This window comes from Microcoleus sp. PH2017_09_SFU_O_A (genome assembly GCF_020738625.1).
In the GTDB taxonomy this organism is placed as follows: domain Bacteria; phylum Cyanobacteriota; class Cyanobacteriia; order Cyanobacteriales; family Microcoleaceae; genus Microcoleus.
Map to the genome: position 1 here is coordinate 12949 of NZ_JAEQCF010000029.1, position 23789 is coordinate 36737.

28 protein-coding genes are annotated in these 23789 nt (G+C 43.9%); 20 read left to right on the forward strand and 8 right to left on the reverse strand.

Annotated elements, in window-relative coordinates; all coding sequences use genetic code 11:
* Positions 1-16 precede the first annotated feature (16 nt).
* The 6 genes from JGK16_RS12805 (at position 17) to JGK16_RS12830 (ending at position 2970) form a co-directional block, all read left to right on the forward strand.
* Positions 17-376, forward strand: coding sequence for a hypothetical protein (locus JGK16_RS12805; protein WP_293190781.1), 360 nt, complete (start codon positions 17-19; stop codon positions 374-376).
* 71 nt (positions 377-447) lie between these two features.
* Positions 448-780, forward strand: a complete 333-nt coding sequence (locus JGK16_RS12810; protein ID WP_293190783.1) for a hypothetical protein — start codon at positions 448-450, stop codon at positions 778-780.
* Between the two features lie 4 nt (positions 781-784).
* On the forward strand, positions 785-1201 hold the full coding sequence (locus JGK16_RS12815; protein ID WP_293190786.1) for a hypothetical protein: 417 nt from the start codon (positions 785-787) through the stop codon (positions 1199-1201).
* Positions 1202-1269: 68 nt separating this feature from the next.
* Positions 1270-1956, forward strand: a complete 687-nt coding sequence (locus JGK16_RS12820) for a hypothetical protein (protein ID WP_293190789.1) — start codon at positions 1270-1272, stop codon at positions 1954-1956.
* 12 nt (positions 1957-1968) lie between these two features.
* The gene (locus JGK16_RS12825; RefSeq protein ID WP_293190792.1) at positions 1969-2415 is read left to right on the forward strand and encodes a hypothetical protein; all 447 of its coding nucleotides are present in this window, start codon (positions 1969-1971) and stop codon (positions 2413-2415) included.
* 27 nt (positions 2416-2442) lie between these two features.
* Complete coding sequence (locus tag JGK16_RS12830) at positions 2443-2970, forward strand: hypothetical protein (RefSeq protein WP_293190795.1); 528 nt, start codon at positions 2443-2445, stop codon at positions 2968-2970.
* Positions 2971-3055: 85 nt separating this feature from the next.
* On the opposite strand, the gene JGK16_RS12835 is transcribed toward JGK16_RS12830, so the two are convergent.
* The 3 genes from JGK16_RS12835 to JGK16_RS12845 form a co-directional block, all read right to left on the reverse strand.
* The gene (locus tag JGK16_RS12835) at positions 3056-3226 is read right to left on the reverse strand and encodes a hypothetical protein (protein ID WP_293190798.1); all 171 of its coding nucleotides are present in this window, start codon (positions 3224-3226) and stop codon (positions 3056-3058) included.
* On the reverse strand, positions 3223-3573 hold the full coding sequence (locus tag JGK16_RS12840) for a hypothetical protein (RefSeq protein ID WP_293190800.1): 351 nt from the start codon (positions 3571-3573) through the stop codon (positions 3223-3225). The genes JGK16_RS12835 and JGK16_RS12840 overlap by 4 nt, the downstream gene beginning before the upstream one ends.
* Before the next feature lie 137 nt (positions 3574-3710).
* Positions 3711-3944: a hypothetical protein gene (locus JGK16_RS12845; protein WP_293184352.1), complete on the reverse strand. Its 234-nt coding sequence runs from the start codon at positions 3942-3944 to the stop codon at positions 3711-3713.
* Positions 3945-4132: 188 nt separating this feature from the next.
* Here JGK16_RS12845 and JGK16_RS12850 point away from each other — a divergent pair, with 188 nt between their 5' ends.
* The 5 genes from JGK16_RS12850 to JGK16_RS12870 all read left to right on the forward strand — a co-directional run bounded on the left by JGK16_RS12850 (position 4133) and on the right by JGK16_RS12870 (position 7759).
* Positions 4133-4336 carry a hypothetical protein gene (locus JGK16_RS12850; protein ID WP_293190802.1) on the forward strand — a complete coding sequence of 68 codons (204 nt, stop codon included), beginning with the start codon at positions 4133-4135 and terminating at the stop codon, positions 4334-4336.
* Between the two features lie 34 nt (positions 4337-4370).
* Entirely contained in the window at positions 4371-4550 is a 180-nt protein-coding gene (locus tag JGK16_RS12855; protein ID WP_293190804.1) for a hypothetical protein, read from the forward strand.
* Between the two features lie 520 nt (positions 4551-5070).
* Positions 5071-5943 carry a ParA family protein gene (locus JGK16_RS12860; protein ID WP_293184347.1) on the forward strand — a complete coding sequence of 291 codons (873 nt, stop codon included), beginning with the start codon at positions 5071-5073 and terminating at the stop codon, positions 5941-5943.
* Positions 5940-6386: a hypothetical protein gene (locus tag JGK16_RS12865; RefSeq protein ID WP_293190806.1), complete on the forward strand. Its 447-nt coding sequence runs from the start codon at positions 5940-5942 to the stop codon at positions 6384-6386. Before JGK16_RS12860 ends, JGK16_RS12865 begins: the two co-directional genes overlap by 4 nt.
* Positions 6387-6487: 101 nt before the next feature.
* Positions 6488-7759, forward strand: coding sequence for a DPP IV N-terminal domain-containing protein (locus tag JGK16_RS12870; RefSeq protein ID WP_293184342.1), 1272 nt, complete (start codon positions 6488-6490; stop codon positions 7757-7759).
* A 352-nt stretch (positions 7760-8111) separates the two neighbouring features.
* On the opposite strand, the gene hpsL is transcribed toward JGK16_RS12870, so the two are convergent.
* Positions 8112-9776 (reverse strand): hormogonium polysaccharide biosynthesis protein HpsL, encoded by a 1665-nt coding sequence (gene hpsL / locus JGK16_RS12875; protein WP_293184340.1) that lies wholly within the window; start codon positions 9774-9776, stop codon positions 8112-8114.
* Between the two features lie 261 nt (positions 9777-10037).
* Here hpsL and JGK16_RS12880 point away from each other — a divergent pair, with 261 nt between their 5' ends.
* A complete protein-coding gene (locus JGK16_RS12880) occupies positions 10038-10613 on the forward strand; it encodes an alpha/beta hydrolase (protein ID WP_293184337.1) in 576 nt (191 codons plus the stop codon).
* A 587-nt stretch (positions 10614-11200) separates the two neighbouring features.
* Here JGK16_RS12880 and JGK16_RS12885 read toward each other — a convergent pair.
* Together JGK16_RS12885 and JGK16_RS12890 are read right to left on the reverse strand one after the other, a co-directional pair.
* Entirely contained in the window at positions 11201-12097 is an 897-nt protein-coding gene (locus JGK16_RS12885) for a CoA-binding protein (protein WP_293184334.1), read from the reverse strand.
* A gap of 84 nt (positions 12098-12181) precedes the next feature.
* Entirely contained in the window at positions 12182-13411 is a 1230-nt protein-coding gene (locus JGK16_RS12890; protein ID WP_293190808.1) for a succinate--CoA ligase subunit beta, read from the reverse strand.
* A 107-nt stretch (positions 13412-13518) separates the two neighbouring features.
* Between JGK16_RS12890 and JGK16_RS12895 the strand changes: the two genes are divergently transcribed.
* Positions 13519-13773 carry a hypothetical protein gene (locus tag JGK16_RS12895; RefSeq protein WP_293203137.1) on the forward strand — a complete coding sequence of 85 codons (255 nt, stop codon included), beginning with the start codon at positions 13519-13521 and terminating at the stop codon, positions 13771-13773.
* Between the two features lie 311 nt (positions 13774-14084).
* Here the strand turns inward: JGK16_RS12895 and JGK16_RS12900 are convergent, their stop codons facing one another.
* Positions 14085-15608, reverse strand: coding sequence for a glycosyltransferase family 2 protein (locus JGK16_RS12900; protein ID WP_293190810.1), 1524 nt, complete (start codon positions 15606-15608; stop codon positions 14085-14087).
* A gap of 223 nt (positions 15609-15831) precedes the next feature.
* Between JGK16_RS12900 and JGK16_RS12905 the strand changes: the two genes are divergently transcribed.
* From JGK16_RS12905 to JGK16_RS12935, 7 genes are all read left to right on the forward strand, one after another.
* A complete protein-coding gene (locus tag JGK16_RS12905; RefSeq protein WP_293184326.1) occupies positions 15832-16035 on the forward strand; it encodes a hypothetical protein in 204 nt (67 codons plus the stop codon).
* 100 nt (positions 16036-16135) lie between these two features.
* Positions 16136-16510, forward strand: coding sequence for a type IV pilus biogenesis protein EbsA (ebsA, locus tag JGK16_RS12910; RefSeq protein ID WP_293184323.1), 375 nt, complete (start codon positions 16136-16138; stop codon positions 16508-16510).
* Between the two features lie 1217 nt (positions 16511-17727).
* Positions 17728-18825: a phosphotransacetylase family protein gene (locus JGK16_RS12915; protein WP_293184320.1), complete on the forward strand. Its 1098-nt coding sequence runs from the start codon at positions 17728-17730 to the stop codon at positions 18823-18825.
* A gap of 314 nt (positions 18826-19139) precedes the next feature.
* A complete protein-coding gene (locus JGK16_RS12920) occupies positions 19140-19643 on the forward strand; it encodes a DNA recombination-mediator protein A (RefSeq protein ID WP_293131869.1) in 504 nt (167 codons plus the stop codon).
* 15 nt (positions 19644-19658) lie between these two features.
* Positions 19659-20075, forward strand: coding sequence for an MAPEG family protein (locus JGK16_RS12925; protein WP_293184317.1), 417 nt, complete (start codon positions 19659-19661; stop codon positions 20073-20075).
* 215 nt (positions 20076-20290) lie between these two features.
* Positions 20291-20782 (forward strand): YajQ family cyclic di-GMP-binding protein, encoded by a 492-nt coding sequence (locus JGK16_RS12930; RefSeq protein ID WP_293184314.1) that lies wholly within the window; start codon positions 20291-20293, stop codon positions 20780-20782.
* Between the two features lie 4 nt (positions 20783-20786).
* Entirely contained in the window at positions 20787-21767 is a 981-nt protein-coding gene (locus tag JGK16_RS12935) for an SGNH/GDSL hydrolase family protein (RefSeq protein ID WP_293190812.1), read from the forward strand.
* Positions 21768-22019: 252 nt separating this feature from the next.
* Here JGK16_RS12935 and JGK16_RS12940 read toward each other — a convergent pair whose 3' ends face one another.
* Positions 22020-23687 carry a mucoidy inhibitor MuiA family protein gene (locus JGK16_RS12940; RefSeq protein WP_293190814.1) on the reverse strand — a complete coding sequence of 556 codons (1668 nt, stop codon included), beginning with the start codon at positions 23685-23687 and terminating at the stop codon, positions 22020-22022.
* Between the last annotated feature and the right edge of the window lie 102 nt (positions 23688-23789).

Sequence of the window (23789 nt, forward strand, 5' to 3'; positions counted from 1 at the left end):
TGTAGTAGAGGTTTCAATGTCAAACTTTGGACTTGGTTCTATTAAAAATGCTTTAAGTCAAGCATTGGAATATCTACCAGACTGGAAAAAATTAAACCCGCTTGACAAAGGAAAAGTAATTGATAAATCTTTCAAAGCACTTTTGGAAGATTTGATGAAACAGTTCAACATGAAGCCAGGTGTTGATTATGTAGATAATTTAAAAGATAATGAACCGATCACTGATTTTGTCGCATTATCAAAAAATGCAGATAATTTAATTCAAGGATTATTAACTGGTAAGGTTGTGGCTATTTCGGGACATAGTAAAGTCAGTAAACTAGGAAAGGAATTTACTGTTGACGCTCATTTTCGCGATCTGAGAAAGTCAGCCTAGAAATTTTCTCTATTTCCGAAACTTATCTCATAAACACTTAGTAAAGTTCAATAGTTTCTTAAATCAAGCTTATGACATATTTTGTAGAGGGAAATTTTATTTACGAGTGTAAATCTTCCCCTGAACGAGCAGATGGGCCTGTCAATCAAGGAAGTCTTAAAAACTGGATAAGTGACGTGAAAAAGTTATTAAAAAGGAAGCAGCCAACCGGGTTTCGTTATATTTTTCCTGTTAATCGTCTAGATGATAACAATAAAAATATTTTAGGAAACCTTAAGGAAGAATTTCCTAATGTAGACATACAATATTATGATTGTGATTCAGTTGATCGCCTTGTTAGGGCTTTGGAAAAAGTCAATAGCTTACCTGAGTTAGTGGAATACATTAAACAAGCTAGGAACTAAAAGTATGTCTAAATCTATTCATTTTGCTAGACTTAAGTATTTTTCTGAAGAATTCACGAAAGGTCATCATTATGATGAGATATTGCAAGAATTAAAAAACATTTTGAAAAAAGAAGAAGAAGAAAAGATTGATCAAACGCTAGACAAAAAGTTTATTGAAGTTATAGAAACTCAGTATTTGACATTAAGTGCTAACATTCCTGAGATAGAAGAATTCTTGACTACTGGTTCAGGAATTATATTACATCCAAAATCAAGCTATTACTTTGTCACTGAAAAAATTTGGTCAGTTTTGCGAAAAGAAATTGTTAAGCAGTTTCGAGATATACAAAAAGAAGATGACTGTTTCGATCTAGCAAAAGATTGTACGGAAATTGAAAAATACTTTATCAAAAAAATGCTAGTATTTGAAGCTTCTTGAGTCTGATTGATGGTAAAGTTGCCTCTGTTATAAATTTACTCAATTTGTAGCACTCTTTTAAAAAATGTATGGAATACAAGACTGAATTTGGTATTAGTTTCGATAAGTTACAAGCCTCACCAGAAATGGAAATTTATCGAAACTTGCAAGCTTTAAGTGCAAGCTATGGGGTCTTCAAGGGAAATTACGATGAACTTAGACGCTATCTAGAGCATCTCAACGATCCGAAAGAATCTTTGTTCATGTACAGTTCTGAAGAAAGAGAAAATCTTGACCTTTTAATTAATGAAACTTCAAGACTATTTCATAACTTTCTTGCCTCTGCAAAATCATTAGTTGATCATACAAGAGTAATTGTTAATAGGTTGTACTCTAATCAAGAATTTATAAAAAAATACCAAGAAAAACTCAATCGAGATATTGCAAACAATCCTATCCAAAAGTTTGTGCATAAGTTGCGAAATTATACGCAGCATTACACCTTGCCCATACTAGCGTTGCAAATAGAATTTGCAGAAGATGTAGAAATGACTGTGCGTGTTGATGTTGAGATTCTGAAGCAGTGTGATGGATGGGATAAAATCTCAATGTCTTATTTAGAAAATTTAGGAGATAGCTTGTGTCTAATTTCTTTATCAAATGAATACTTTGTCATAGTTCAACAATTTTATCAGTGGCTTACAGAAAATCAAACACAACTTCATCGGTCTGACCTTGAGAATCTTCAGAAGATGAAGGATGAGCTTACAAGTTGAAAACATTAACTGATGGCAAAACTTTACTATCGTGGCATGGCGGAGCAAAATGGTAAGCCCAAAATAGGTCGCAGTGCTAGATTATTAGGTATTAGACCTGGTATTGACATAGATATTGAGCAAATGCCGACAGGTTATCTGAATGAGCAAGGCTATTTGTTAACAGATTCAGAACGTGAGTTTCGAGGAGAGCTTGTTGCTGTTGCCGTCAAGAATACAAAAGGAATGTCTGTTTCCCTTTCAATTGAAAGTTTACCAGCTTTTCGCAGACCTTCAAAATTTGGTGGAACTGGAAAAGACCCTTTATGGCAAATTGATGACAGAAACATTATGGGAGATTTACAGGCTGTCCAAGATAGTCCGACCCACGTTAGCATTTTGCCAAGAGTTACAATGTCTCTGGAAAGGTACGAGGCAGCATTGGCAAACACCCAAAATGATTGGGAAAGAGTTGATTAACTTTATATATCATAGGAGTCTATAACAATGGCGTGGATATTCAGTTTATCGGCAGAGTGTGGCTCTGATGAAGCCAATGTTAATAAATTTGCTCAACACTTTGAGGGCATAGAATGGATGCTGTCAAATAATCGCCAATGTCTATGTCGAACAGATACTTTTCAAGATATGGAGCAAAATTGGTGGTGTCGGGTTTATCCCAATAATATTAGTGAAGTGGGAATAGATAGCCCTGAAAGTGCTTATGTGATGACAGAGTTAGGTATTTTATTTTATCTAACTCTACGGTTTGCTCCTTGGTTTCGCTATGCTTTGGTTGGGGTTGAAGTTGATGAATTCAGAACCTATAGTGAACTTATGGAGGATTTATCTAATTTATCTATTCCTGGATTGGTTTTAGCAAAGGAACTTACTCATGGGCTAGAAATATTACCAGTTTTCCGACCATTTAGTCCTAGTTATATATGGCAACCATACGAGGGGGAAATCTATAATCCATTAATGGTATCCCCAGAGTTAAAAAATAAGTTGAATGAGCTTCTGGTTGTGAGTTGAATATAGTTTGAGGAGGAGGGAGTTTAGGTAAGTAAAAAGGCGATCGAGTTCGTTGATTGACTTCGCCTTTTTCACAACTTACTCATTAGAGTTGCTTCTGTTTTTCGGCTTGTTTAGCTTTAGCTTCCGACCATTTTTGGTATTTAGCCGTATTAGCCGAGATCATTTGACACATTTCTCTAGCTTTCTGTTCGGTGTCTCTTGTTAATTCCAAAATTTCTAGCAATTCCTTCTCATCTAGTTCTTTTTGTGTCATTGTAAATTCTCCAAACGGGCTTTAACACTACTAACTCTTATTTTAGTTTCCAGCACTCGGCCTAGCTCCATTGCCAAGTCTTCCCCCACCTCTTCTATTCTATCATTTGTCAGGACTTCAACTGCTGAGAGATATTCTATGCGTTCCTGAATTTGTGTTTTTGATGTGTTTGCAAAAAATATACAGGTGTTTAAAAATCCAGAAAGCTGAATCACGGTAAAATTGTTTGGAAAGCTCTCTAGGATGGCTCTGCAAATATTTAGTCCCTCACCTGCTTCCTGCTCAATTTGAGTTAGCTCCTGCTTTATACGCTCAACTATAACGGTTATTTCTGATGGAGTTGACATATGATACGACTTACTATTGATTATAGTCTTTGTCAAAAAAAAAGAAGCTATTTGAGCTTGACAAATGACGATCGCCCTTCAATGAGACACAAAGGCCGATCGCACTTCACATCAAAAAGCGCGATCGACCTTAAAGACTATTCTTTCCAGTAACGGGTTAAAATCCGAATCACCTCACCTGCTAGAGGCGAAGGTAGAGGCGGACTCCATTCCCCAACTTGTGCAAAACCTAAAACGTGCAGCAGATTAACAATGCTTTCTACCGCTTTCGGAACACCGCAAATCAGCAAACGAATCGGTTGTTTACCTGCGGGTACATCAGGAATTTCTTCCCGGAGCAGTTCGGGAACGGACTTTGGCTGTGATATCATAGGGTTTCCTCCTGAATATGGGAGTTCAAGCCCCCACCGAACGATTACGAGTCTGAGCGGTGGGGTTTTGTTTTTGGTCAACTCTAAGGTATCACGGTATGCACTCCGAGTCAACTCTTAAGGGTAAGATTGATATTGTAGAGGTCAAAAAAAGGTAGAATAGAGCAGTAAAAGCACAAATAACAGCCTTGCCAGCAAAACTCCCCAGAATAGTTGTATATCTTCCAGAAGAACTGAAAGCAGACTTAGAGCGGTTAGCTAAATCGCATTATCGACCAGTCTCGAATATGGTGTTGACATTAATTCAGGAAGCAGTAGATGAGGCTAAATCTGAAGGGAGAATTCCAAGCGACGATCGATCGCCACCACAGAAAATCGACAGCGACGAGTAAAATGACATGGTGAACACGCTACCCCCCAAACAATGTGAGCCCTGCAAAATCTCCAAGAGTTGCTTTTTACCCCCCGCCTGAAGTTAAGGAGAAGTTAGAGAAACTGGCTAGTCTTGAGCGTCGTTCGATTTCCCAAATGGCATTACTTTTGGTGGAGGAAGGGCTCGAAAGAGCACAGAAGGAAGGCAAATTTAATGAAGCCAAAGACAATTAAACGGGAGCATTTCAGTTTTTTATTTGTAGTGCGAGCGTCCCCGCTCGCGTGCTTTGTATAGGACGCGAGCGTGGACGCTCGCACTCTCAAAAAAGGGGACGCTCACACTGTCAAAAAAAATGCTTTTTGCAAAAATGAGATGCTCCCAATTAAACGGGTGCATCTCAATGCAAGCGAATATATCCGTAGGGCGAAGGATGACCGCAGAAAATATGAGATGATAACTAATAACTTATATGCGGTCATTCTTCGCCCTCTTCCAAAACCAGATGCACCCGCTTAAAATGACTTGGAATTGATTAAATGTCTAGACAAATTGTATTTAATTTCAAGGCATTTAACGGTAAAAACAAAGGTTAATTTGACATTACTTGATGTTTATTTTATGATAATTTTCTCGATCGCACTTTCCTTCTTATCTCAGTTGACACATCGTGACTCTGGTATGCGATCGCCCTTTCAACTAACCTCCACAATATGTTTTAATAAAAAATTGAGCAAAACCTAAGCAAACCCAGCCATGAGTCCCAAATCCATAGCAGTAATCAACTTCAAAGGCGGTGTCGGAAAGACCACCGTCACCTGGAGTCTGGGAAATATTATATCCCAAGGAACCGACTTAGAAGTCCTGATGTTAGACCTAGACCCGCAAATGTCGCTCACAGAGGCGATCGGGCTTAACGAAAATACGGGTCATTTAGATGATAAGTTTGGTAAGTGGTACGAAAAATCTCTCAAACACAGACTCACAATTTACGACGCCCTCGAAGTCTTTAAAAAAGCCGGACAAAACTTTAAATTTCCCGTTGGTTTCGACACCATTTATCAGATTGACGAACAGTTGCATTTTATCCCTTCAGTTGAAGAATTGTATTGGTTAGACCTCGATGGATTTGAGGGAAAAAGTGTTAAAGACTTCATCCGCCAGTTCAGTGGCAAAATCGCTAACTCTCCCAATCTCCCCAAATACGATTTGATGCTGTTTGACTGTTCGCCTTCCTTCAGTCTCCTCACCTATAGCGTACTTTCTTGCTGCGACTTAATACTGATTCCTGTCAACCCAGATTATTTTGGTTCTCGGGGATTGAGTTTAGTTTTAAACTCGCTCCAAAAACGGATTGAGCCTTACCCGTTTCCCAAGATTGCAGTGTTTATGAATAAAGCTAAAATCTATGGAGGATTGCTGACAAATGAAGTTCAGTTTTACATGAGAGAAGTCAAAAGGCTTTGCGCTGAAATCTCAAAAGACAATAACATAGAAGTGAGATTTTTAGAATCGACAATTCGGGAAAGTGTTGGGCTAAAGCGGGCTATTAATGAGGGAGAATTGCCGCGAGAATTAGTTAGAGAGTTTGAGCAACTTTGGCGCGAGTGTGAGGAGTATCTGAAATGATTAAAAAAGATATGTTGCCTGCTGGCGAGCAAAAAAGCGGAGGGTTGGTTGATGAAATTGGCGAACTTAAGGAGATATTGCGCGAGGTTTCTAAAAAATTAACCAGGATTGAGGCTCAAGTCAAGCGGGGAGGGCTTTCTGCTGGTTCTAAAACTTCTGAATTGCCTGCTGTTGCTGATGTTGAGAAACCTGCTAATTTATCTACTGAAAATGTTCTCGAAGTTTATGAAGAACTGCGCTTGCAAGCTAAGAAGGGTCATGAATTAGAGGTGAGGCAAAAATTGTCGGCTATGAGTGCAACTGATTTGAATTTGATGTGTTGCGAGTTAGGGATGCCGCCCACAAGCAAGAATCCGTCCCGCAAAAAAATGTTCGAGCTAATTATTGGTAGAATTAAGCAGAGTTTGATGCTGTCGCGACATATCGATCGCCAAACACTTTAAACAGTTGACAGTTGACAGTTGACAGTTGACCTGTGATAGCGAAAATTCGAGCTGTCTTTTTTGCTTTCCACTTTCCATTGTCAAGAGGATCAACTAACAAAATGCGTTTGCATAAATTATGGAGGTTTTGGTCGATCGCCCTTATCGCCCTAACACTCGCTCTCGCCCTGTTTTCGAGCCTGCAAAGCCCTCCGACAACCGCAGCCCAAAAATCCCCAAGCATACTGGCGTTTACAGCTCTCCAACAGCGCGAGAGCGAGGTGAGAAACAGTTTATTTACCGTCAACGCTACCAGTTTAGCCCGCCGCGAACTTGCACCCAATATAGATGTTAGCTATACCGTAGTTTGGTCGCCCAAGGGCGATCGACTGGCTTTCGTTGGCACAGACACGGACATTTATACAGTCAACGCTGACGGTTCCGGGTTAACGAAACAGTTTGCTGGGGAGTCTTGCAAAGCAGCTAATTTTGCAATAGCTTGGTTTTCCAACAGCCAAAAACTTGTTTTTGCCCGTTCCTGCGATGGTTTTACCTCGGATTCTCCCGGCAGTCAATCACTTTATACTAGCGATACTTCGGGTATTAAAGGAACTAAATTAGTTCGCAATTGGGAAGTAGGAGGACAACCGGCTAAAACAGAAATTTCATCAGAATTCTATCTTTCTCCTGATGGTGAACAGGTAGCCTTTGTTAAGGATAAAAATATTTATAAAATGAATGCCGACGGTTCGGGCATGACTAAATTAACCAAAAGTCCCGGCGAGTATATATCCGGCGGTAGCGAACTTGTCTGGTCGCCCGATCGCACAAAAATCGCTTTTTTCTCCGGTACCTATCCCCAACAGCAAGTTTACACGATTAATGCCGACGGCACAAACCTCAAAAATTTGACCAACAACCCGCAACATCAAGTCTACAACGTCAAGCTATTTTGGTCGCCCGACAGCAGCCGGATTGCTTACTATCACGGGAAAGCGGGCGATTTGAGCGGGGAAAAGCAGGATATTTGGGCGATCGACATTAACAGCGGAACCGCCAAAAATCTCACCCAAAAACCCCAAAACTACGATGCACTTTCCTGGTCGCCCGATGGCAAACTTATCGCCTTCACTGGCGGAGACTTCAACCAGCAAAAATTATACACAATAAATGCGGAAACTTCCCAGCTAAATCAACTAGCTCCCCGCCTAGGAATGTCTGGAATTTCTGAATTAGCTTGGTCTTATGACAGTCAGCAAATTGCTTTTACTTTGAATGAGAATACAGGTAACAAAAGTAATTTGTATGTAATTAATCGCGACGGTTCGGGATTAAATAAATTGACCAGCGACAAGGATTTAAATGCTGGGAGTCCTGTTTGGAAACCACAGTAAAATTACAATTTATATCATGTCCGTTGAAACTACAACACTACAAATTTTTCTGGACTTACACAAGTCGCATAACATTGGGGTTAATTCTTAGGTATGTAGTTGCGCTTCAGCGCTCTTGTTAATTCTCGAAAATAGCGCTGAAGCGCAACAACGTACCTTTGCATAAGATTAGGGTTAATTCTTAGGTATGTAGTTGCGCTTCAGCGCTCTTGTTAATTCTCGAAAAGAGCGCCCAAGCGCAACAACGTACCTTTGCATAACATTGGGGTTAATTCTTAGGTATGTAGTTGCGCTTCAGCGCTCTTGTTAATTCTCGAAAAGAGCGCTAAAGCGCAACAACGTACCTTTTTTGTCAAATTGGAGCCGATGCAATAATCTTTTTCTCCTTAAATTGCTGGTGAACTTCCAATTCATGTCCCTCAAGTTCCTGGTGTTTCTCATCCTGCACCTGTTTGTCAATTTTGGGCAACTTTAAAATCGCCCCAGCCAAAACCCAGTAATACACACACACTGGATCTACATCCAGCGGATAGTATTGAGGATAGATGCTAATAAATCCCACAAACACCCAAAAACTAGCTCCGTAACTCCGCAAACTTTTGTCCTTGACAGAACGGTAAGCTCTAAAAGTTAGAAAAGCCAAGTGTAAAAGCATGATTTGAACAGCAATCATTCCCGGATAACCGAGTTCGTACATCAACTTAGGTTGGAAAGTTTCAATTAGCTGTGTAGCACCAAAGATCCGCGTTGAATTAGTCGCTCGTCCCACACCTCTACCAAGAGGTCTGTCAATGATAAAATTGTTGCTCTGCTCGAACTGATTAAAAATAAACTGTTGGGGCGGTGCAGCGTTCCAGCGGTTAACAAAACTATCCCACCGCTGTTCGATTATTCCTGGGTTAATTGCTGCACCGACAAAGAGCAGAATTGCCAGTCCTGCACCGATGGGAATAAATCGTTTTAAGTTAACTAATTGACCTGTAAGAATTAGCAGGATGGCTGTGGCAACTGGAACCATAACTAACGCAGCTCTTTGACCCGAAATAACTGCATTTGCAAATACTAAGGCCATGCCAAATAAACTGATAACTCTCCACCAGAATGAAGGATCGCAAAAGGCAGAGGCAAAGGTTAAAAAAGCATTAGAAATTAGAAACCACGCCCACTGCCAAGGTGCGACAAATGTTCCCGGCAAGCGGATAAACTTGACTTCTGGACTGAATACCAAAGAACCGCCGACAAAACATCTAGCTTGCAGAGTTGCTTTATATAATTCTTCTCCAATCATGCCTCGGGTACCCGCACATTTTCCGCTTTGCAGCAAGAGGTACTGAATCAAACCGAGAATGCAGCAAACGATCGCCAAAACTACGTGCATTCTACCAAAAAACACCAAATCCTTCTTAGTGCGGAGCAGATAATAGGTACAAGCAATCAGCGGTATGTAACCTATCAATACTTTTAAGCCGAGAATTCCTTGTAGAATTGGTTTGTCACCCTTCATCGGGTTGAGCTGCATCTCCCCGTTGACAAAAATTAAAGTCAGCATTGCCATCATCAACAGGATGCTGAAGGTAGAAAGCATTTGTTTGGGAATGAACAGAGGCAACTGTTTCTTTTTGCAGCTTTGAATGAGGGCGATGAGGGCTGGTATGTAGAAGGCGTCTTTGGCTACTTGAAATGCAGCATTCCCGCCACCAATTGCGTAGGTAACTGTACCGCTTAAAGGCAGGTAAATAAAAAAAGCCCAGAAAGCTGGACGGGGGTATTTGTAGGAAAGTAGCAAAATGGCTATGGCGGCGCCTCCGGCAATAGCAATCTTAGCGCGAACCACGAACAACAGGATGATGCTGACAGCAACACTGATTAAGCAGCTTATGACGATCGCCTGCGCTAATTCATTGCGCTTTTGTGAAGTTTTGCGTTTTTGTGCCGCTATTTCTTTTTTGCTGGACGTTGTTGTTTTTTCGCTGGGCTTTTGTTTGGACTTCTTAGATTTGCGCTTGGTTTTAAACATAACTGATAAAAGGCACTTATGTAGAAGGCAGAAGGCACTCACAGGTAGAAGGCAAAATGTATATCAGAAAAAATATTGCGGTAGATGTGGTTACTTATTCTTAACGTCCTAAATGCGGAAAAATTGGGGTCAAGATGCTGGGTGCGAGGCGGGCAAAACTTACACTCGCGACCTTGTAGAATATAACTGCTGCATCTATAATATACAAATCTCGAAAGCATAATTTTAATCGATCGCTCAAATCGATCGCAGAAACTGGATATGAAGTTAAACAAATTGGTATCGATCGGCATTGCCCTAGTTGTAGGAGCAAGCGCGAGCATATTATCTAGCAGCAGTAGAGCATTCGGGGCCGAAAAAGTTGTCCTGACATTTGGCCCGATCCGCCAAGCCGTCAATATCAGCGACTTAGAAGACTTTGCTAAAGATGGCACGACGACGCCAACCCTCAAACAAATTATCGGGTTCTCCAAAATGGATCCAAAAACATTGCAGGGGTTGATCGGTTTACAAATCGGTTTAAAGCCAGCTAATCTCGCCCGGATAGTTTACAGCACTCCAGGCGAAAAAATTACTGATGAAATTGGTCAAGCAATTCGGACTCAGCGCCGCACAGAAGGTGGCAAAGCCATGCGGGCTGCGCTGATTCTGGCAGCCGGCGACGATGGTAAGGTGTCGCTGTTGGAAATCTTGAAAAAGTATCCTCTCCCGGAGGTTTACGTAGATGTTGCCAGCATTGCTGCGACTGTTGGGAAAATTCAGGGTTTGGCTGGAAATATGGGCACCCTACTGCAAGATTCCAAGGGCGAGACAAAGGGCACAACTCAGACAAAATAGCACTGAAAGTTCGATCGCACAGGTTTGTAGTGAGGACTAAAGTCCTCAGACTTTTTTGGCGGACTAAAGTCCGAACGATCAAACTAAGGAATGAAAATTAAATAATACCATTTATCTAAAATTGTGCAACACTCTTCGACCCCCCCTAGCCCCCCCGCTGCTTTGCGGGGGGGACAAGAATACTGTTGCATTCTTTTTTTAAATTGGTATAACTTACAGTTTTTATTGTTCTTGTGGGATGGGCGTCCCGCCCGTCCCGAAAAGACGGGCGGGACGCCCATCCCACAAACTTGTGTAAGTTATTAAATTTTCGTTCCTAAGAAGCGCGGACTAAACTCCGAACGATCAAACTAAGGAATGAAAATTAAATAACTTACAGTTTTTATTGTTCTTGTGGGATGGGCGTCCCGCCCGTCCCGAAAAGACGGGCGGGACGCCCATCCCACAAATTTGTGTAAGTTATTAAATTTTCGTTCCTAAGAAGCGCGGACTAAACTCCGAACGATCAAACTAAGAAGCGCGGACTAAAGTCCTTACTACAAACCAAAAAACGCGGACTAAAGTCCTTACTACAAACCAAGAAGCAATTAATTTTTCTTGAGCAACTTCTTGAGCAACTTGGGAACCTCCGAAGGCCGAGCAGCTACGGGTATTTCCGCCTCTTCAAAGGCAGCCATTTTGTTCTCTACCGTAACACCAAAGGCTTTCTGGGCAGCAGCCCGAGAACTGATCAGGATGCCGGCATGGCCCAAGGACGGGCCCTTGGGAACGTAGCGGCCTGCCAAATAAGCAACCACAGGTTTGTCGATCGCCGAAGCGATGTAAGAAGCAGCAGCTTGTTCGCTCCAACCGCCAACTTCCCCAATTAAAACCATCGCCTCCGTACTGTCATCTTCGTCCAAAAGTTGCAGCCACTGCATAAAAGAAGAACCCACAATCGCGTCGCAGCCAATACAAACCGCCATCGACTGTCCCAAACCTGCCTCAGTCAGTTCGAGAGCAACTTCGTAAGTCAAAGTGCTGCTGCGGCTGATTACCCCGATCGAACCCGGAGTGTAGAATTCCTTGGGGTGAGTTCCCAGCAGCAGTTTGTCAGGGACAATAATCCCCGGACTGTTGGGCCCGATCACTAAAGTTTCTGTGGCCTCTGCCTTTCTGACTAAGCGCACCATATCCAGAGGAGGCACTCCCTCAGTGACGATCGCGATTTGCCTAATTCCGGCGGCGATCGCTTCTAGAGCCGCATCCAGCACCCAGTAAGCCTCTACCAAAATTACCGTAGTGTCAACATGACCCACTGCCGCCACAGCTTCTTCTACCAAATCAAAAATAGGAATTCCCTCCAACTCCTGCCCTCCCCTACCGGGACTGACACCGGCGACTACATTAGTGCCGTATGCCTTCATCATCAGGGCGGCGCGCGTTGAGGCGGGAGATTCTGTAATGCCCTGTACTAGGACTTTGCTTTCAGGAGTTAAATTCATTTTTTCCTAGTTAAAACTCGATCTTTCAAAAGCAGAAGGCTTTCATATGTTGTCCAGAGTTCTCGTTTTGCCGATCGACTGTCGCTACTTGGCAGATGATACAGCTTGAGCCGCAGCTTCATCTAAAGTGCTAGCTAGCTGCACGGGCAACTGTCCGAAACGCTTTTTAACAGCATCAGCATCGAGCTCTACCAGGCGCAGCACAACTTGAATGTGCCGGTTGGCGCGAGCTTTTCGTTCCAAATAGCCCGCTATGGCGGTGATGATTTCCTCACTCTTGGAAGCACTGTCCAAAATATTTACAAGTATCACCTTAACGCTTTTATCCTGAGCGACCAACTCCAGACCCAACTCGGTGCGATCGCGCAGGGCATTTACTGCATCGTAACGATCTAAAGAACCCAGGTTGACAAAATTAGCCGGTTTTCCTCGTTGGTGAGCTACAGCATCCAGAGTTGCCATTGTCAGGCCCACTCCGTTGCACAAAATCCCGACATTCCCGTCTAGTTCCACTAATTCCAGAGATGCGGAATTCGAGATTGGGGATTGAGGTTTGGAGTCAAACTGATCCGGCGACTGCTGCGACTTTGAGTTGGAATTCCGGCGATCGCCCCCATAGGCATTTCTGCTGTCCCCTCCCAACCCGCTGAAGAGCTTTTTACCCGAGAGTATTACCAAGTCTGGATGCCGCCCCAAGGCATCGTCGTTGGCGCTGACTTTACCGTCTAAAGCCATTAACTCTCCTGTTGGACTGATGCCGAGAGGATTGATTTCTACTAAATCTAAATCCTTTTGGACAAACAGCCGATACATTTTCTCGACAATTGTACTCACCGATTGAATCAAATCTCCTTGCAATCCCATTTTCAGCATCAGACGCCTCGCGTAGAAAGGCGAAAATTCCTGATCTACGGCAACTTGCTGCATTTGGTCGATCGACCCTTCGACATCCATACCTCCTTGTCTGGAGCCCAGAAGTACCGGGCGGCGGGCGATCGGGTCTAGGAGTACGGCTAAGTACAATTCTTGGTCAGCGTTGTACTTTGCTTCTGCTAACAGGACTTGCGGATATTCATCCTCGATCGGCAAATTAAAAATTGTTTGAGCCGCAGCAACTGCGTCGATCGTATTTTCCACAAATTTAATGCCACCCGCCCGGCCTCGTCCCCCAGCCCGCACTTGCGACTTCAGGACAACTGGGTAAGGAATTTTCAGCCCTTTGAGATCGGCGGGTTTGTCAATCCGCTGCGACGGCAAAATCGGAATTGCCATCTGACGAAATAAAGATTTGGCTTGGTACTCTAACAAATCCATTTTTAATAACGGGTGACGGGTATTTGGCAACAAGCAATTCGTCGTTTTTGGCAATTCATTATTAATAGATAATAATTGGCTTTATGTCAAGTTAAAAATTAAAAGTTATGGTTTTTATCTCTTTTGATTCTCAACTTTGTATATTGCCGATTACTTATGTAGTATTCCTGGCATATCACTTGTTACCAGAAAGATTCGCGGACGTTGTTGGGAAGAAGGCCCTATACGTCTGGGTGGTTTATAAGCTGTCAATTATACCTCATCTTTTTGAGAAAGGCTATATCACTTATTACGCTATTTTGTACTTTTTGTTTTGCGATCGACAATTGCAAGATTTGACTAGCTTGGGCGGGACAGAGTAGGGAGATGGTTAGTAGTTGTTTTTTCTTCGGAGTTTTGGCAATACTGTTTCCAGATATTTCTGGGAGCTAATTATCAATTGATTACAAGTAAATTAATCTAATCAAGCATCAAATACGACTTGCTTTTAAGCTTGTCATGTGTATTTTATCCCTTTTCCTCAATAACTAATAACTCCTTCCCAATAACTAATGACTCCTTCCCAATAAATAATGACTAATGACTTCTTCCTTCTGTCAACTGTCAACTGTCAACTGTCAACTTTCAACTTTCAACTTTCAACTGCCAACTGTCAACTTTCAACTGCCAACTGTCAACTGTCAACTGTCAACTTAGCAGTGCCTTGATGAACAGTTTTAACCCATTTCAGCCGCTTGGGACGCACCGAAATCCGAGCCGTCACAATCCCTACCAGCAGCCAGTGCAACATATACACAGTACCCCGCAGCGTTTGCAGCAAGGTGACAAAAACTCTTTTAATGTCAAATTTAGTCTCTTTGCGAGTGCGGCGCAAACCGACAAACATTCCCACCACTGACAAGGTAAGAGTCATTACAGTTATGGGACTGGCGATCGGCATCCGGCGCAGCGCAATTGACATCAAAAAGTCAGGCAGCGCTACTGTCGGCAAGAAATATTGAGATACCCAAAATCCAAATAAATCCCAAGTTTTCCCAGTTCCCATCCGGTTCCGCAAAATTAGCTGCCAGTAGTCAAGATAACGCTGATAGCCACCTTCTGCCCACCGATTGCGCTGGTGCCACAGGGCGCGAGCGTTGGTAACTCCTTCTTCTGACACGGCTGGGAAAGCCAGAAATTCAATGTCCCACTGGTCTAGGTGGAGCCTCACGGTCAAATCCAGGTCGTCGGTAATGGTTTCCTCGTTCCAGCCGCCACAGCTTTCTAAGGCAGTGCGGCGCATGAATTGGCCGTTACCGCGCAATTCTCCAATGCCGCCGATCGCAATCCGTTGCTGCTGGAAAAAACTGTCGAGAGCCATTTCTGCTTCTTGGCCGCGAGTCCACACATTTACTGCTGCATTGGCGATCGCCTTTCTGACTTGCACCGCCCCTACCTTTTGTCTCTCGAACACCGGCAGCACCCGGCGCAGCAAATCCGGCGTTACCGTCGCGTCGGCGTCAAATATTCCCACAAATTCCCCGCGAGTCAGCGGCAAAACTTCATTCAGGGCTCCCGACTTGCCACCGCTGGCATTTGCTCCTCTGCTAAATACTTTGAGCTGCGGGTACTGTTTGGTTAGCTGTTCCAATACTAGCGCCGTGCCGTCGCTGCTGCGATCGTCGATCGCCCAAACTTCGTAACGGTCGATCGGGTAATCTACATTGCAGATTGATTGCACGAATCGGGCAATCACCGCTTCCTCATTTTTCGCTGCCACCAGCAGCGACACGTAGGGCCAATCCTCTCGATTTTCATCGGCCAGAGGCGGCAGTGCGGGCTTGGGATGGGCAAACAACACTCGAAATGCTTGCATCCACAGCAGTCCCGTCAAACCCCACACTACCCACGCACCCCAAGAAATCAAGTGTAGGGCGATCGTGCCACCCCAAATCGCAGTCAGCAACGCGGCGGCTTTTCCCCGCCGTCCCCGGTACAGATTTTGAGGAAAAGAGGGAGATCCCGGCACAGACACCGCCACCGGGAGCTCTGATGAAGTTTCCGCGTCAAACACCCTGTCGCCAATGTCTGGGATGCCAAATATTTTGCCGAGCTTGGAGTTCGAGGTCAAACTCTTGAGCTCTTCTTGAGCTAGATCGGGGATGTCCAACTTAAGCTCGCTGCGAGTGTCGTTTTCCGGCCAAGAACTCTCCTGCATAAGTTACTTGATTCAACCACCAATAGTTTTTGATTTTAGAGATAAGTATCCACTGTACCAGTTTCTGGGCTTTTGTCGAAAGCTGACCAAGAATTGATTGATGGTACCCGCCACGTGATTTATCCGTGGAATCAATCCCAAATCGAAAATCGAAAATCCTCTTTTCCCCCGAATTTATCCGTGGGGTGGCCTCTAAAATCTAAAATCTAAAATCTAAAATCGATTGACCGGAGCTCGTTTGTGCGCGATCGCCCAAGAGTACGGCACTGCTAAACTGGAATTGCATAGAGTATTGGGGATGATTCATCCAAAAACGGATACCAGCCAGCGACTTAAGTCATTCGCCACGCCAAATTTTAGACTCCTGTTCAAACTCGCCACTTCAGCAGATTCATCTGTTCTTGTAAATCTAAAATCTAAAATCTAAAATCCCCAAATCCAAAATAGACTGAGTTTTGCTTGCGATCGACCAGGAATATCTGCTAGTTTTTGCAGATGATCTCAACCCACTGTCAGGATGCGGAAATATGTCTCTTCCTCAACTGAAACCAGCCGACGACAAAGAAGTGAAAGTCTACGCGCCTTTCTATCAAGAGCCCAGGCGCAAGTTCTTGCCCCACGCTATTGGCCTCTACAAGCTCAAAAGCTTGGAGGGGGCAAGAAAAATTGACGGCGGCGAAGATATACCCTTTGTCGCTAGTTGGAATATCTCGTCGCTGCCGATGGATTTGACCCGCTGTCGGGTGTTGTTTGACGGTAATGCTGAACTCAGCTACGAAGTGACTATGCAAAGTTCTGAGTTTGTCAGTTGTTTAATTGAGGTACTCCTAACTTTTCAGCGGACTCGTACCGTCGATTTTTCTAAAACGTTTTACCGCAAGCTGATGCGTATGGATGACTAATTTTCACCGCACCCGCGCTCCCAAAAGTTTGTAATTGATTGCGGCCCTAAAATGCGCGCTAATAATGTAATGCCATCGGGACGGCGAGATTATATTATTGGTGCGCTATTTCTATTTTGAGGAGTTACGCGCTTGCGACAAGAGTGAAACTCGGTTTCTACGAGATTTTGTGTTTAGGATCGCGAATTAAATAACTTACAATTTTAATTGTTATGGTGGGATGGGCGTCCCGCCCATCCCACTTTCAAGAGTGGAAGTTATTTAATTTTCATTCCTTAGTAACGAGAAATCTACGAATAAACCGAGTTTCTCGCCTCCCATGCGCAAGCCTTGTATTTCAGAAGGCGCAATACTATAGCCCAATACTGTTCACTTAAGACAGATCCCCCCTAACCCCCCTTCCCAAGGGGAGTAGGGGGTGGGACAAGAAAGCTCTTAAAGTCCCCCTTCTTAAGGGGGATTTAGGGGGATATCCGGGGCATAAAAAGTGTTAAGTGAACCGTATTGTACTATAGCCTTGCTCAACAACAGCGATCGACGCTTGAATTTTTCGTAATTGGTAACTTAGGAATGAGAATTAAATAACTTACAATTTTTATTATTCTTGTGGAATGGGCGTCCCGCCCGTCCTTTCTGAACGGGCGGGACGCCCATTCCACAAATATGTGTAAATTATTTAATTTGCGCTCCTTAGTCCTGGACGTAGGTGTTGGCAGAAACCGGGCTTTTTTACGAAAATACTAGCCCAAAAAACTCACATTTTGTGAAAAACCCAGTTTCTTGAGGTTTGTTTGTAAGCCATGTAATTAAGGATCCCGTGTACCTTACGGAAATTGAGAATCGCTATAACTGAGTTATTGCATCATTAGACAAGAGTGCAAAAATTGCTTTCCTATATTGAAAGGCCTCTGCGTCTATTATATACGTTGCATCTGCCTTGATCGATAGGTTTATTTATCACTCAAATATTTATTATAAAATTATTATTTTTAAATGCTGTTGACAAATAGTTCTTAACAACCGAAAATCGAAAAAACATGAAAATAAAGATGTAAAAAAAGCTAACAAAAGGGTGGCGAACAAATGAATAAAAGTTCCCCTCAAAAAAACGCTCTGCACAAAAGTGACAAAATCGAGTATAATCATATTGCGAAATTGACTCGCAGTGCGAAAATACTGTTGAATAAACTAAATTTATTTAAATAGACAGGTGCAAATTGAGGAGAGAAGGCGTACCCAAATTGACTAAATATTTGCTGATCGGTTCGACAAAAGCTTACAGCGGCAAGTCCGCGATCGCCCTGGGGATGGCGCTGGCACTCCGGGAACAAGGAATGGCAATCGCCTACGGCAAACCGCTGGGAACCTGTTTCAGCTCGGAGGGAGCTGGAGTGGCGGAGGAAGATGTGCGGTTCGCGGTAGAGACGCTTAAACTCTCAGAAAGTCAGATGCCGTCAACACTGCTGTATTTGGACGAAGAGACGGTTCACAAGCGTTTGCGCCAAGAAGACAAGACAGATTACCGCCAGTCTCTGGCGCAATATTTGCAAAATCCCAGCGGAGACTTGGTGCTGTTAGAAGGCCCTGCTAATTTGGAGGAAGGCAGTCTGTTTGACTTGTCTTTGTCTCAAATCGCTGATGCCATTGATGCCTCTGTGCTGCTGGTAGTGCGCCCGATCGATCTTTATATAGACGATTTGCTGTCAGCGAAGCGGCGCTTGGGCTCGCGCTTGATAGGCGTCGTGCTCAACGATGTTCCCTCCGACAAACTTGAATCCGTAACTGCGACTGTGCGCCCTTTTCTGGAAGCTAGCGGTATTCCAGTTTTGGGAATGCTGCCGAGAAGCGCTTTGCTGCGGAGTGTCAGCGTCAAAGAATTAGTCCACCAATTGAAAGCTGATGTTCTCTGCCGTCGAGACCGCTTGGATTTGATGGTGGAAACCTTGACAATTGGTGCGATGAATGTTAGCTCAGCTATGAAGTATTTCCGCAAAGCCAGAAATATGGCGGTAGTCACCGGGGGCGATCGCACGGACATTCAGCTCGCGGCTCTGGAAAGCTCGACTCAGTGCTTAATTCTCACAGGCCACTTGCCTCCTTCTCCCTTGGTAATCGGCAGAGCAGAAGAAATGGAAATTCCAGTTTTATCTGTTGATTTGGATACCTTAACCACGGTGGAAATTATCGACAGCACCTTTGGCAGCGTGCGCCTGCACGAACGCATCAAGGTGGAATGCGTTACTCAGCTAATGGCAGAACACTTTGACCTTAAGGCCATGATGGCATCATTGGGTTTGGGCGATCGAGTTCATTAACAAGGCCACCGGATCTGAAGGTATTCGGCAGCGGGAACTGGGCGAACAACATATTCGGCAGAGGCAAGAAGGCAGAGAGGATTTTTGGTTTAAAAAATAAAAACTCAAAATTCTTAAATCCTCAATTTTTATTGAATCGTACCTTCTGCTCTGGCTGCCGAATGCTTTTAGACATTCTGCCTTCTGGGTTCCTCAAATCTCCCGCTCCTCTAGTCAGATACCGTTAATCAGCAATTCTTAACTTCTTTTTGGTGGCAATTGCTAGTTAGTCTGCTAGAATCCACAACGTAGTTTTATTTAATTTAATAAATTCTTTGAGTCAATCAATTGAGCTACCCAGAGTTGATGATTTTTTACAAGAACTTGCGGCGATCCAGCAAACAAGCTCCAAGCGGGTTGCTCTTTTGGGTTCTCGCCACGTTCCTATTACCCACCAGCAGCTAATTGAGATGCTGAGCTACGCCTTAGTTCTGGGAGGCAACCAGCTCATCACATCCGGGGCTACAGGCACCAATTCAGCCGCAATTCGGGGAGCAATGCGAGCAGATCCTAATCTGCTGACGGTGATTTTGCCACAAAGCATGAGCCGCCAGCCTCGGGAGTCCCGCGAGCAGCTCGAACAAGTCATACATTTGGTAGAAAATCCCAAAAATGACAGCTTGTCTCTCCCGGAAGCCAGCGCCATGTGCAATCAGGAGATTATTTCTCGCTGTCAGCAACTGATCTGTTTTGCTTTTCACGAAAGCCACACTTTGCTGAAAACTTGCCAGGATGCGGAGGAACAGCGCAAAGTTGTTACTCTGTTCTATTTTGATTGAAATGCGAGGTGGATAATGCTGTTGGGATTGCCTGTGTCGGTTATTCTGCTTGATTCTGTTGCTGCTGCTGCTGCGCTGGTTTACGCACCGTTTTTGGTGGTTGCCCTTGCTCGGTTGCAGCTAGGCTATGACCAAGCAGCACCTCGCGCTATGTTTGATAGGTTGCCCGGTTACGCTCAGCGGGCAACTTGGGCTCACCAAAATTCGTTTGAGACGTTTATGCTGTTTTCAGCGGCGGCTTTGATGGCTTTTGTGACAGGAATAGATTCGGAGGCGGCGGGCTGGGCTGGAATCGCTTTTCCTGTAGCCCGATTGTTGTTTTCGGTTTTCTATATTCTGAATGTGCCTCTGGGGCGATCGCTCATGTTTGCGATTAGTTCTACTTGCACTTTCTCTTTATTCTATTTCAGTTTGATGGCTGTTAATGGGTAATTGTCAGTTGTCAGTTGTCAGTTGTTAGTTGTTAGTTGTTAGTTGTTAGTTGTCATTAGTTGAGAGACGCTTAATTAATGACTAATTACCAACTACGAACTACTAACTACCAACCACCCATTCCCCATTCCCCATTCCCCATTCCCCATTCCCCAATGCCCTGCGCGGGCCAATGACCTGCGCGGGCCAATTACCAATTTACCAATTACTAATTTATGGCTGCTAATTATTCATTTGATATTGTCAGCGAGTTCGACAGGCAAGAATTAGTTAACGCCGTTGACCAAACAGTGCGGGAAATTCAAAGCCGCTACGACTTGAAAGATACCAAAACCACCGTGGAATTGGGCGCAGAATCGATTACTGTCAATACGGACAGCGAATTTACTCTCGATGCCATTCACACTGTTTTGCAAACAAAAGCCGCTAAGCGGAATTTATCTCTGAAAATTTTTGATTACGGCAAAATTGAAGCTGCTAGTGGTACTAGAGTACGCCAAGAAATCAAACTCAAAAAAGGGATTGATCAGGAAATTGCCAAAAAAATCACTAAATTAATTCGAGATGAATTTAAAAAAATTCAAGGCTCGATTCAAGGTGATGCAGTCCGCGTTTCTGCCAAGGATAAGGATGATTTGCAGTTGGTAATTCAACGCTTGAAGCAAGAAGATTATCCGATGGCTTTGCAGTTTACCAATTACAGGTAGGTTTGTGAAAGCTAGGTATTGGATGCCCGGTTGTGCGATCGCATCTTTGAGCGCGATCGAACTTACGTTGCGCTTGCTGGGATTCGGAAATCCTGCTTTGCTGCAAGCTGATGCTGAGGCTGGGTATATATTTGCACCAAATCAACTTGTATATCGTTTTGGCAATAGACTTCAGTACAATCAATTTTCTCAACGGTCTGAACAAATCGATTCAGCCAAGCCTGAAGGTACTATCAGAATTTTGATGACAGGAGACTCGGTTCTCAATGGCAATAATAGCACGGATCAGGCAGAAACTATTACAGAATTGTTGGCAGCGCGTTTGTTGGGCATCAAAAAGCAGGTTCAGGTGCTAAATGCTTCTGCGGGATCTTGGGGAATTGGCAATCAATTGGGATATATTCGGAAGTTTGGCACTTTTGAAAGCGATGCTGTGATTTTGCAAATTGGTACTCACGATTTGCTACAACCTTCAAGTACCAGCGCGGGACTCAAAAATAACCCCCTGATGCCGAATCGCCAACCGTTATTGGCAATTCAAGAAGTGTTTGACAGATACGTTATGCCCCGATTTTCCAGTGTTTTTGTGCCGAATTCCCCTGTGGGGGGTGTGCCGGTGCCGGAAACGCAACGGTTTAGGGAAAATATGCAGCGATTTGAGCAAATAGTGGCTTTGGTGCGAGAGTCGAATATTCCGTTGTTTGTGTTGTATACTTGCGATCGCTCCGATTTACTGCCGGTACCGAATCAGCCGAGGTTTAAATCCCAGTTTGTCGATCGGCTAAAAGCTTTGAAAATTCCACTCATAGACACTCACGCAGCCTGGTCAAAATTGCCGAAAACCACGGTAGAAAGTTATTTTCGGGATGGCGTACACCCCACAGCCCCAGCTTATGAATCAATCGCAGATTTATTGTTTCAGCAGTTGTGTACTGAGAAAAAATTAGCTGCTTGCTCATTAACCAATACCAATTCTGAAAAATAGTGCTACAGCAATCCTAAATGATTCACAAAATTTGTAGGGGTAGTGCCAAGAAAGCCTACCCCATATCTATCGGGCGATCGGGCGTGGGATTGCCCTTACAAGACTATGGAAGAGTGTTGCATCATTTTTTTAAATTAGTATTAATCTCAGCCGTTTCCGTACAAATGCTCGCTTTTAACTGATATTTAGCAATATTTTGCATAATTGATATAAGCTGTAGCTGGCGCTACAGCTTGAGAGTGTAAATCCTAATTAAATATCTAAACCGATGACTGTTAACTCGGGAGGATGTTCGACCACAAACTGGTAATATAACTCTTGCTTGGCTTGCGGTGGCATAGAGATTATCCATTCCAAGAGTCCCATTTCACCTGCTACTATCTTCGGATTAGTCTGAGTCAACCGCACTTTTATTTGCTCCTTTCGAGTGACTGGAAGTTGCTCTTTTAGTGTCAACTTAGCAGGCACTTGGTGCAAGTTGGTCAAAATTAACCGATAGGCGTAAGTCGTGCGCCGCTGATTGCCGATCAGTTTTTTATCGACTTGTCTTTCCACTAATTCTCGCTCTATTTTTAAGCCTTCATCTATTCCTAAATTAAGCTTAAATTCTTCGCCAGGGGAAACATTTTCTAACTGCACATTACCGACAAAAGTATTGTCGCGAAAGATATTGGCTTTACCGGGCAGCAGAGTTGCACCTGTCGTCGGATTGGTGACAATTGCTTGCAAATAAGCGAAACTGACTAAATGAGGAATGGCGATGTATTCAGGTTTAGAGGGATAATTATCGCTGAAAATAGTGACTTTGTGCGGTGTGCCGTCGCTGGGAATATTGGTATTTCCTCCGACTTGAAATGAAACGGTGCTGCCTTCTTTAGATACTCTTGCTGTCGCCGTTTGAGCTGCTATAGGTTCTGGTGCGGGAGCAGCACTTCGCATAGCCATCATTGCAAATTGTGGCTCGTTTTCCATCTCTAATTCTATACAATAATCTGTTCCTATTTCTGCATCCTCAGTCTGTACGCGTCGTGCTTTCATAAATTCTGGGGTTGGAGCAGGTTTTGGGCGAACAATATCGATAAACCAGGGTTGGAGTTTTGGTGGCAAAGTTCCCATTCCGGGTTTGGCTGTGGATAAAGTCAGCGCTACTCCCGTCCAATCTTCGCCTGTGTTTTGGTTGACTTCGGCTAGGTAATTGAGATTGATTTGGTTGTTGGTGGTATTGACTCGCAAGTCGTACAGGGGAGTCCAACGGGCTCGCGTTACTACATAGGAAACTTCTAGTTCAAAATTGCCGCTGCCGCTGGGTTCGATCGCCACAATGATGTTAAAACTTTGCTGGGAATAGGGAGTTTGTACTTGGCGCAACTGCTGGCGCAATGCTTCTATTTGCTTGTCTAAGTCTCGCTGCTGTCTTTCGTGTTGGGCGATCGCACTTATGTACTTTTTATAATTACTGCCTAAAAAATTGAGCAATTCGCCGGCTTCGTTCAAACCGATCTGCTGCTTGGAAATGCTGCTAGCAAAGGAACTGACGCTTTTTTCGCTCAAATTTTCAACAAAGTTGAGTTGAATTTTTCGGGAGGCGATTTGGTCTTTTATGGCGCGTTTTTGGGTTTCTAACTCTTGGATTTGTGCGGTTAATTCGGCGATGCGATCGCCCGTAGGTTCGCTGTGAAACAGAGTTTCGGTGTGCACTCCCAGCAATCGCACGGCGACTGTACCTGCACCGGTAGCCCTGACTGACTCGGTTTCGAGGGTTGTGGGGAGAGAGGCTACAGTTAATTCGCACTCGTTTCCCGTCAGGGCTACTGTGCCACGGCGGGTTATCAAAGCGCGATCGGTGTACACAGTAACTTCTGAAATTTGCGATTCTACTATTTTGATATTATCGCGATCGAGCAAATTTGAATCAGTCATTGCTACTAATGCCTTTACGAAACTCTTTTAATGGTTCCAATGGCGGCGCCAACAAAATGTAGCGCTTCCATAAAGATAAGTCTAACTCAGGCAGCAATTCGC

What these genes read in the sequence shown, in the direction of transcription:
- JGK16_RS12805 (WP_293190781.1), top strand. Translation starts at nt 17, where the DNA reads ATGTCAAACTTTGGACTTGGTTCTATTAAAAATGCTTTAAGTCAAGCA.
- JGK16_RS12810 (WP_293190783.1), top strand. Translation starts at nt 448, where the DNA reads ATGACATATTTTGTAGAGGGAAATTTTATTTACGAGTGTAAATCTTCC.
- JGK16_RS12815 (WP_293190786.1), top strand. Translation starts at nt 785, where the DNA reads ATGTCTAAATCTATTCATTTTGCTAGACTTAAGTATTTTTCTGAAGAA.
- JGK16_RS12820 (WP_293190789.1), top strand. Translation starts at nt 1,270, where the DNA reads ATGGAATACAAGACTGAATTTGGTATTAGTTTCGATAAGTTACAAGCC.
- JGK16_RS12825 (WP_293190792.1), top strand. Translation starts at nt 1,969, where the DNA reads ATGGCAAAACTTTACTATCGTGGCATGGCGGAGCAAAATGGTAAGCCC.
- JGK16_RS12830 (WP_293190795.1), top strand. Translation starts at nt 2,443, where the DNA reads ATGGCGTGGATATTCAGTTTATCGGCAGAGTGTGGCTCTGATGAAGCC.
- JGK16_RS12835 (WP_293190798.1), bottom strand. Translation starts at nt 3,226, where the DNA reads ATGACACAAAAAGAACTAGATGAGAAGGAATTGCTAGAAATTTTGGAA.
- JGK16_RS12840 (WP_293190800.1), bottom strand. Translation starts at nt 3,573, where the DNA reads ATGTCAACTCCATCAGAAATAACCGTTATAGTTGAGCGTATAAAGCAG.
- JGK16_RS12845 (WP_293184352.1), bottom strand. Translation starts at nt 3,944, where the DNA reads ATGATATCACAGCCAAAGTCCGTTCCCGAACTGCTCCGGGAAGAAATT.
- JGK16_RS12860 (WP_293184347.1), top strand. Translation starts at nt 5,071, where the DNA reads ATGAGTCCCAAATCCATAGCAGTAATCAACTTCAAAGGCGGTGTCGGA.
- JGK16_RS12865 (WP_293190806.1), top strand. Translation starts at nt 5,940, where the DNA reads ATGATTAAAAAAGATATGTTGCCTGCTGGCGAGCAAAAAAGCGGAGGG.
- JGK16_RS12870 (WP_293184342.1), top strand. Translation starts at nt 6,488, where the DNA reads ATGCGTTTGCATAAATTATGGAGGTTTTGGTCGATCGCCCTTATCGCC.
- hpsL (WP_293184340.1), bottom strand. Translation starts at nt 9,776, where the DNA reads ATGTTTAAAACCAAGCGCAAATCTAAGAAGTCCAAACAAAAGCCCAGC.
- JGK16_RS12880 (WP_293184337.1), top strand. Translation starts at nt 10,038, where the DNA reads ATGAAGTTAAACAAATTGGTATCGATCGGCATTGCCCTAGTTGTAGGA.
- JGK16_RS12885 (WP_293184334.1), bottom strand. Translation starts at nt 12,097, where the DNA reads ATGAATTTAACTCCTGAAAGCAAAGTCCTAGTACAGGGCATTACAGAA.
- JGK16_RS12890 (WP_293190808.1), bottom strand. Translation starts at nt 13,411, where the DNA reads ATGGATTTGTTAGAGTACCAAGCCAAATCTTTATTTCGTCAGATGGCA.
- JGK16_RS12895 (WP_293203137.1), top strand. Translation starts at nt 13,519, where the DNA reads ATGGTTTTTATCTCTTTTGATTCTCAACTTTGTATATTGCCGATTACT.
- JGK16_RS12900 (WP_293190810.1), bottom strand. Translation starts at nt 15,608, where the DNA reads ATGCAGGAGAGTTCTTGGCCGGAAAACGACACTCGCAGCGAGCTTAAG.
- ebsA (WP_293184323.1), top strand. Translation starts at nt 16,136, where the DNA reads ATGTCTCTTCCTCAACTGAAACCAGCCGACGACAAAGAAGTGAAAGTC.
- JGK16_RS12925 (WP_293184317.1), top strand. Translation starts at nt 19,659, where the DNA reads ATGCTGTTGGGATTGCCTGTGTCGGTTATTCTGCTTGATTCTGTTGCT.
- JGK16_RS12930 (WP_293184314.1), top strand. Translation starts at nt 20,291, where the DNA reads ATGGCTGCTAATTATTCATTTGATATTGTCAGCGAGTTCGACAGGCAA.
- JGK16_RS12940 (WP_293190814.1), bottom strand. Translation starts at nt 23,687, where the DNA reads ATGACTGATTCAAATTTGCTCGATCGCGATAATATCAAAATAGTAGAA.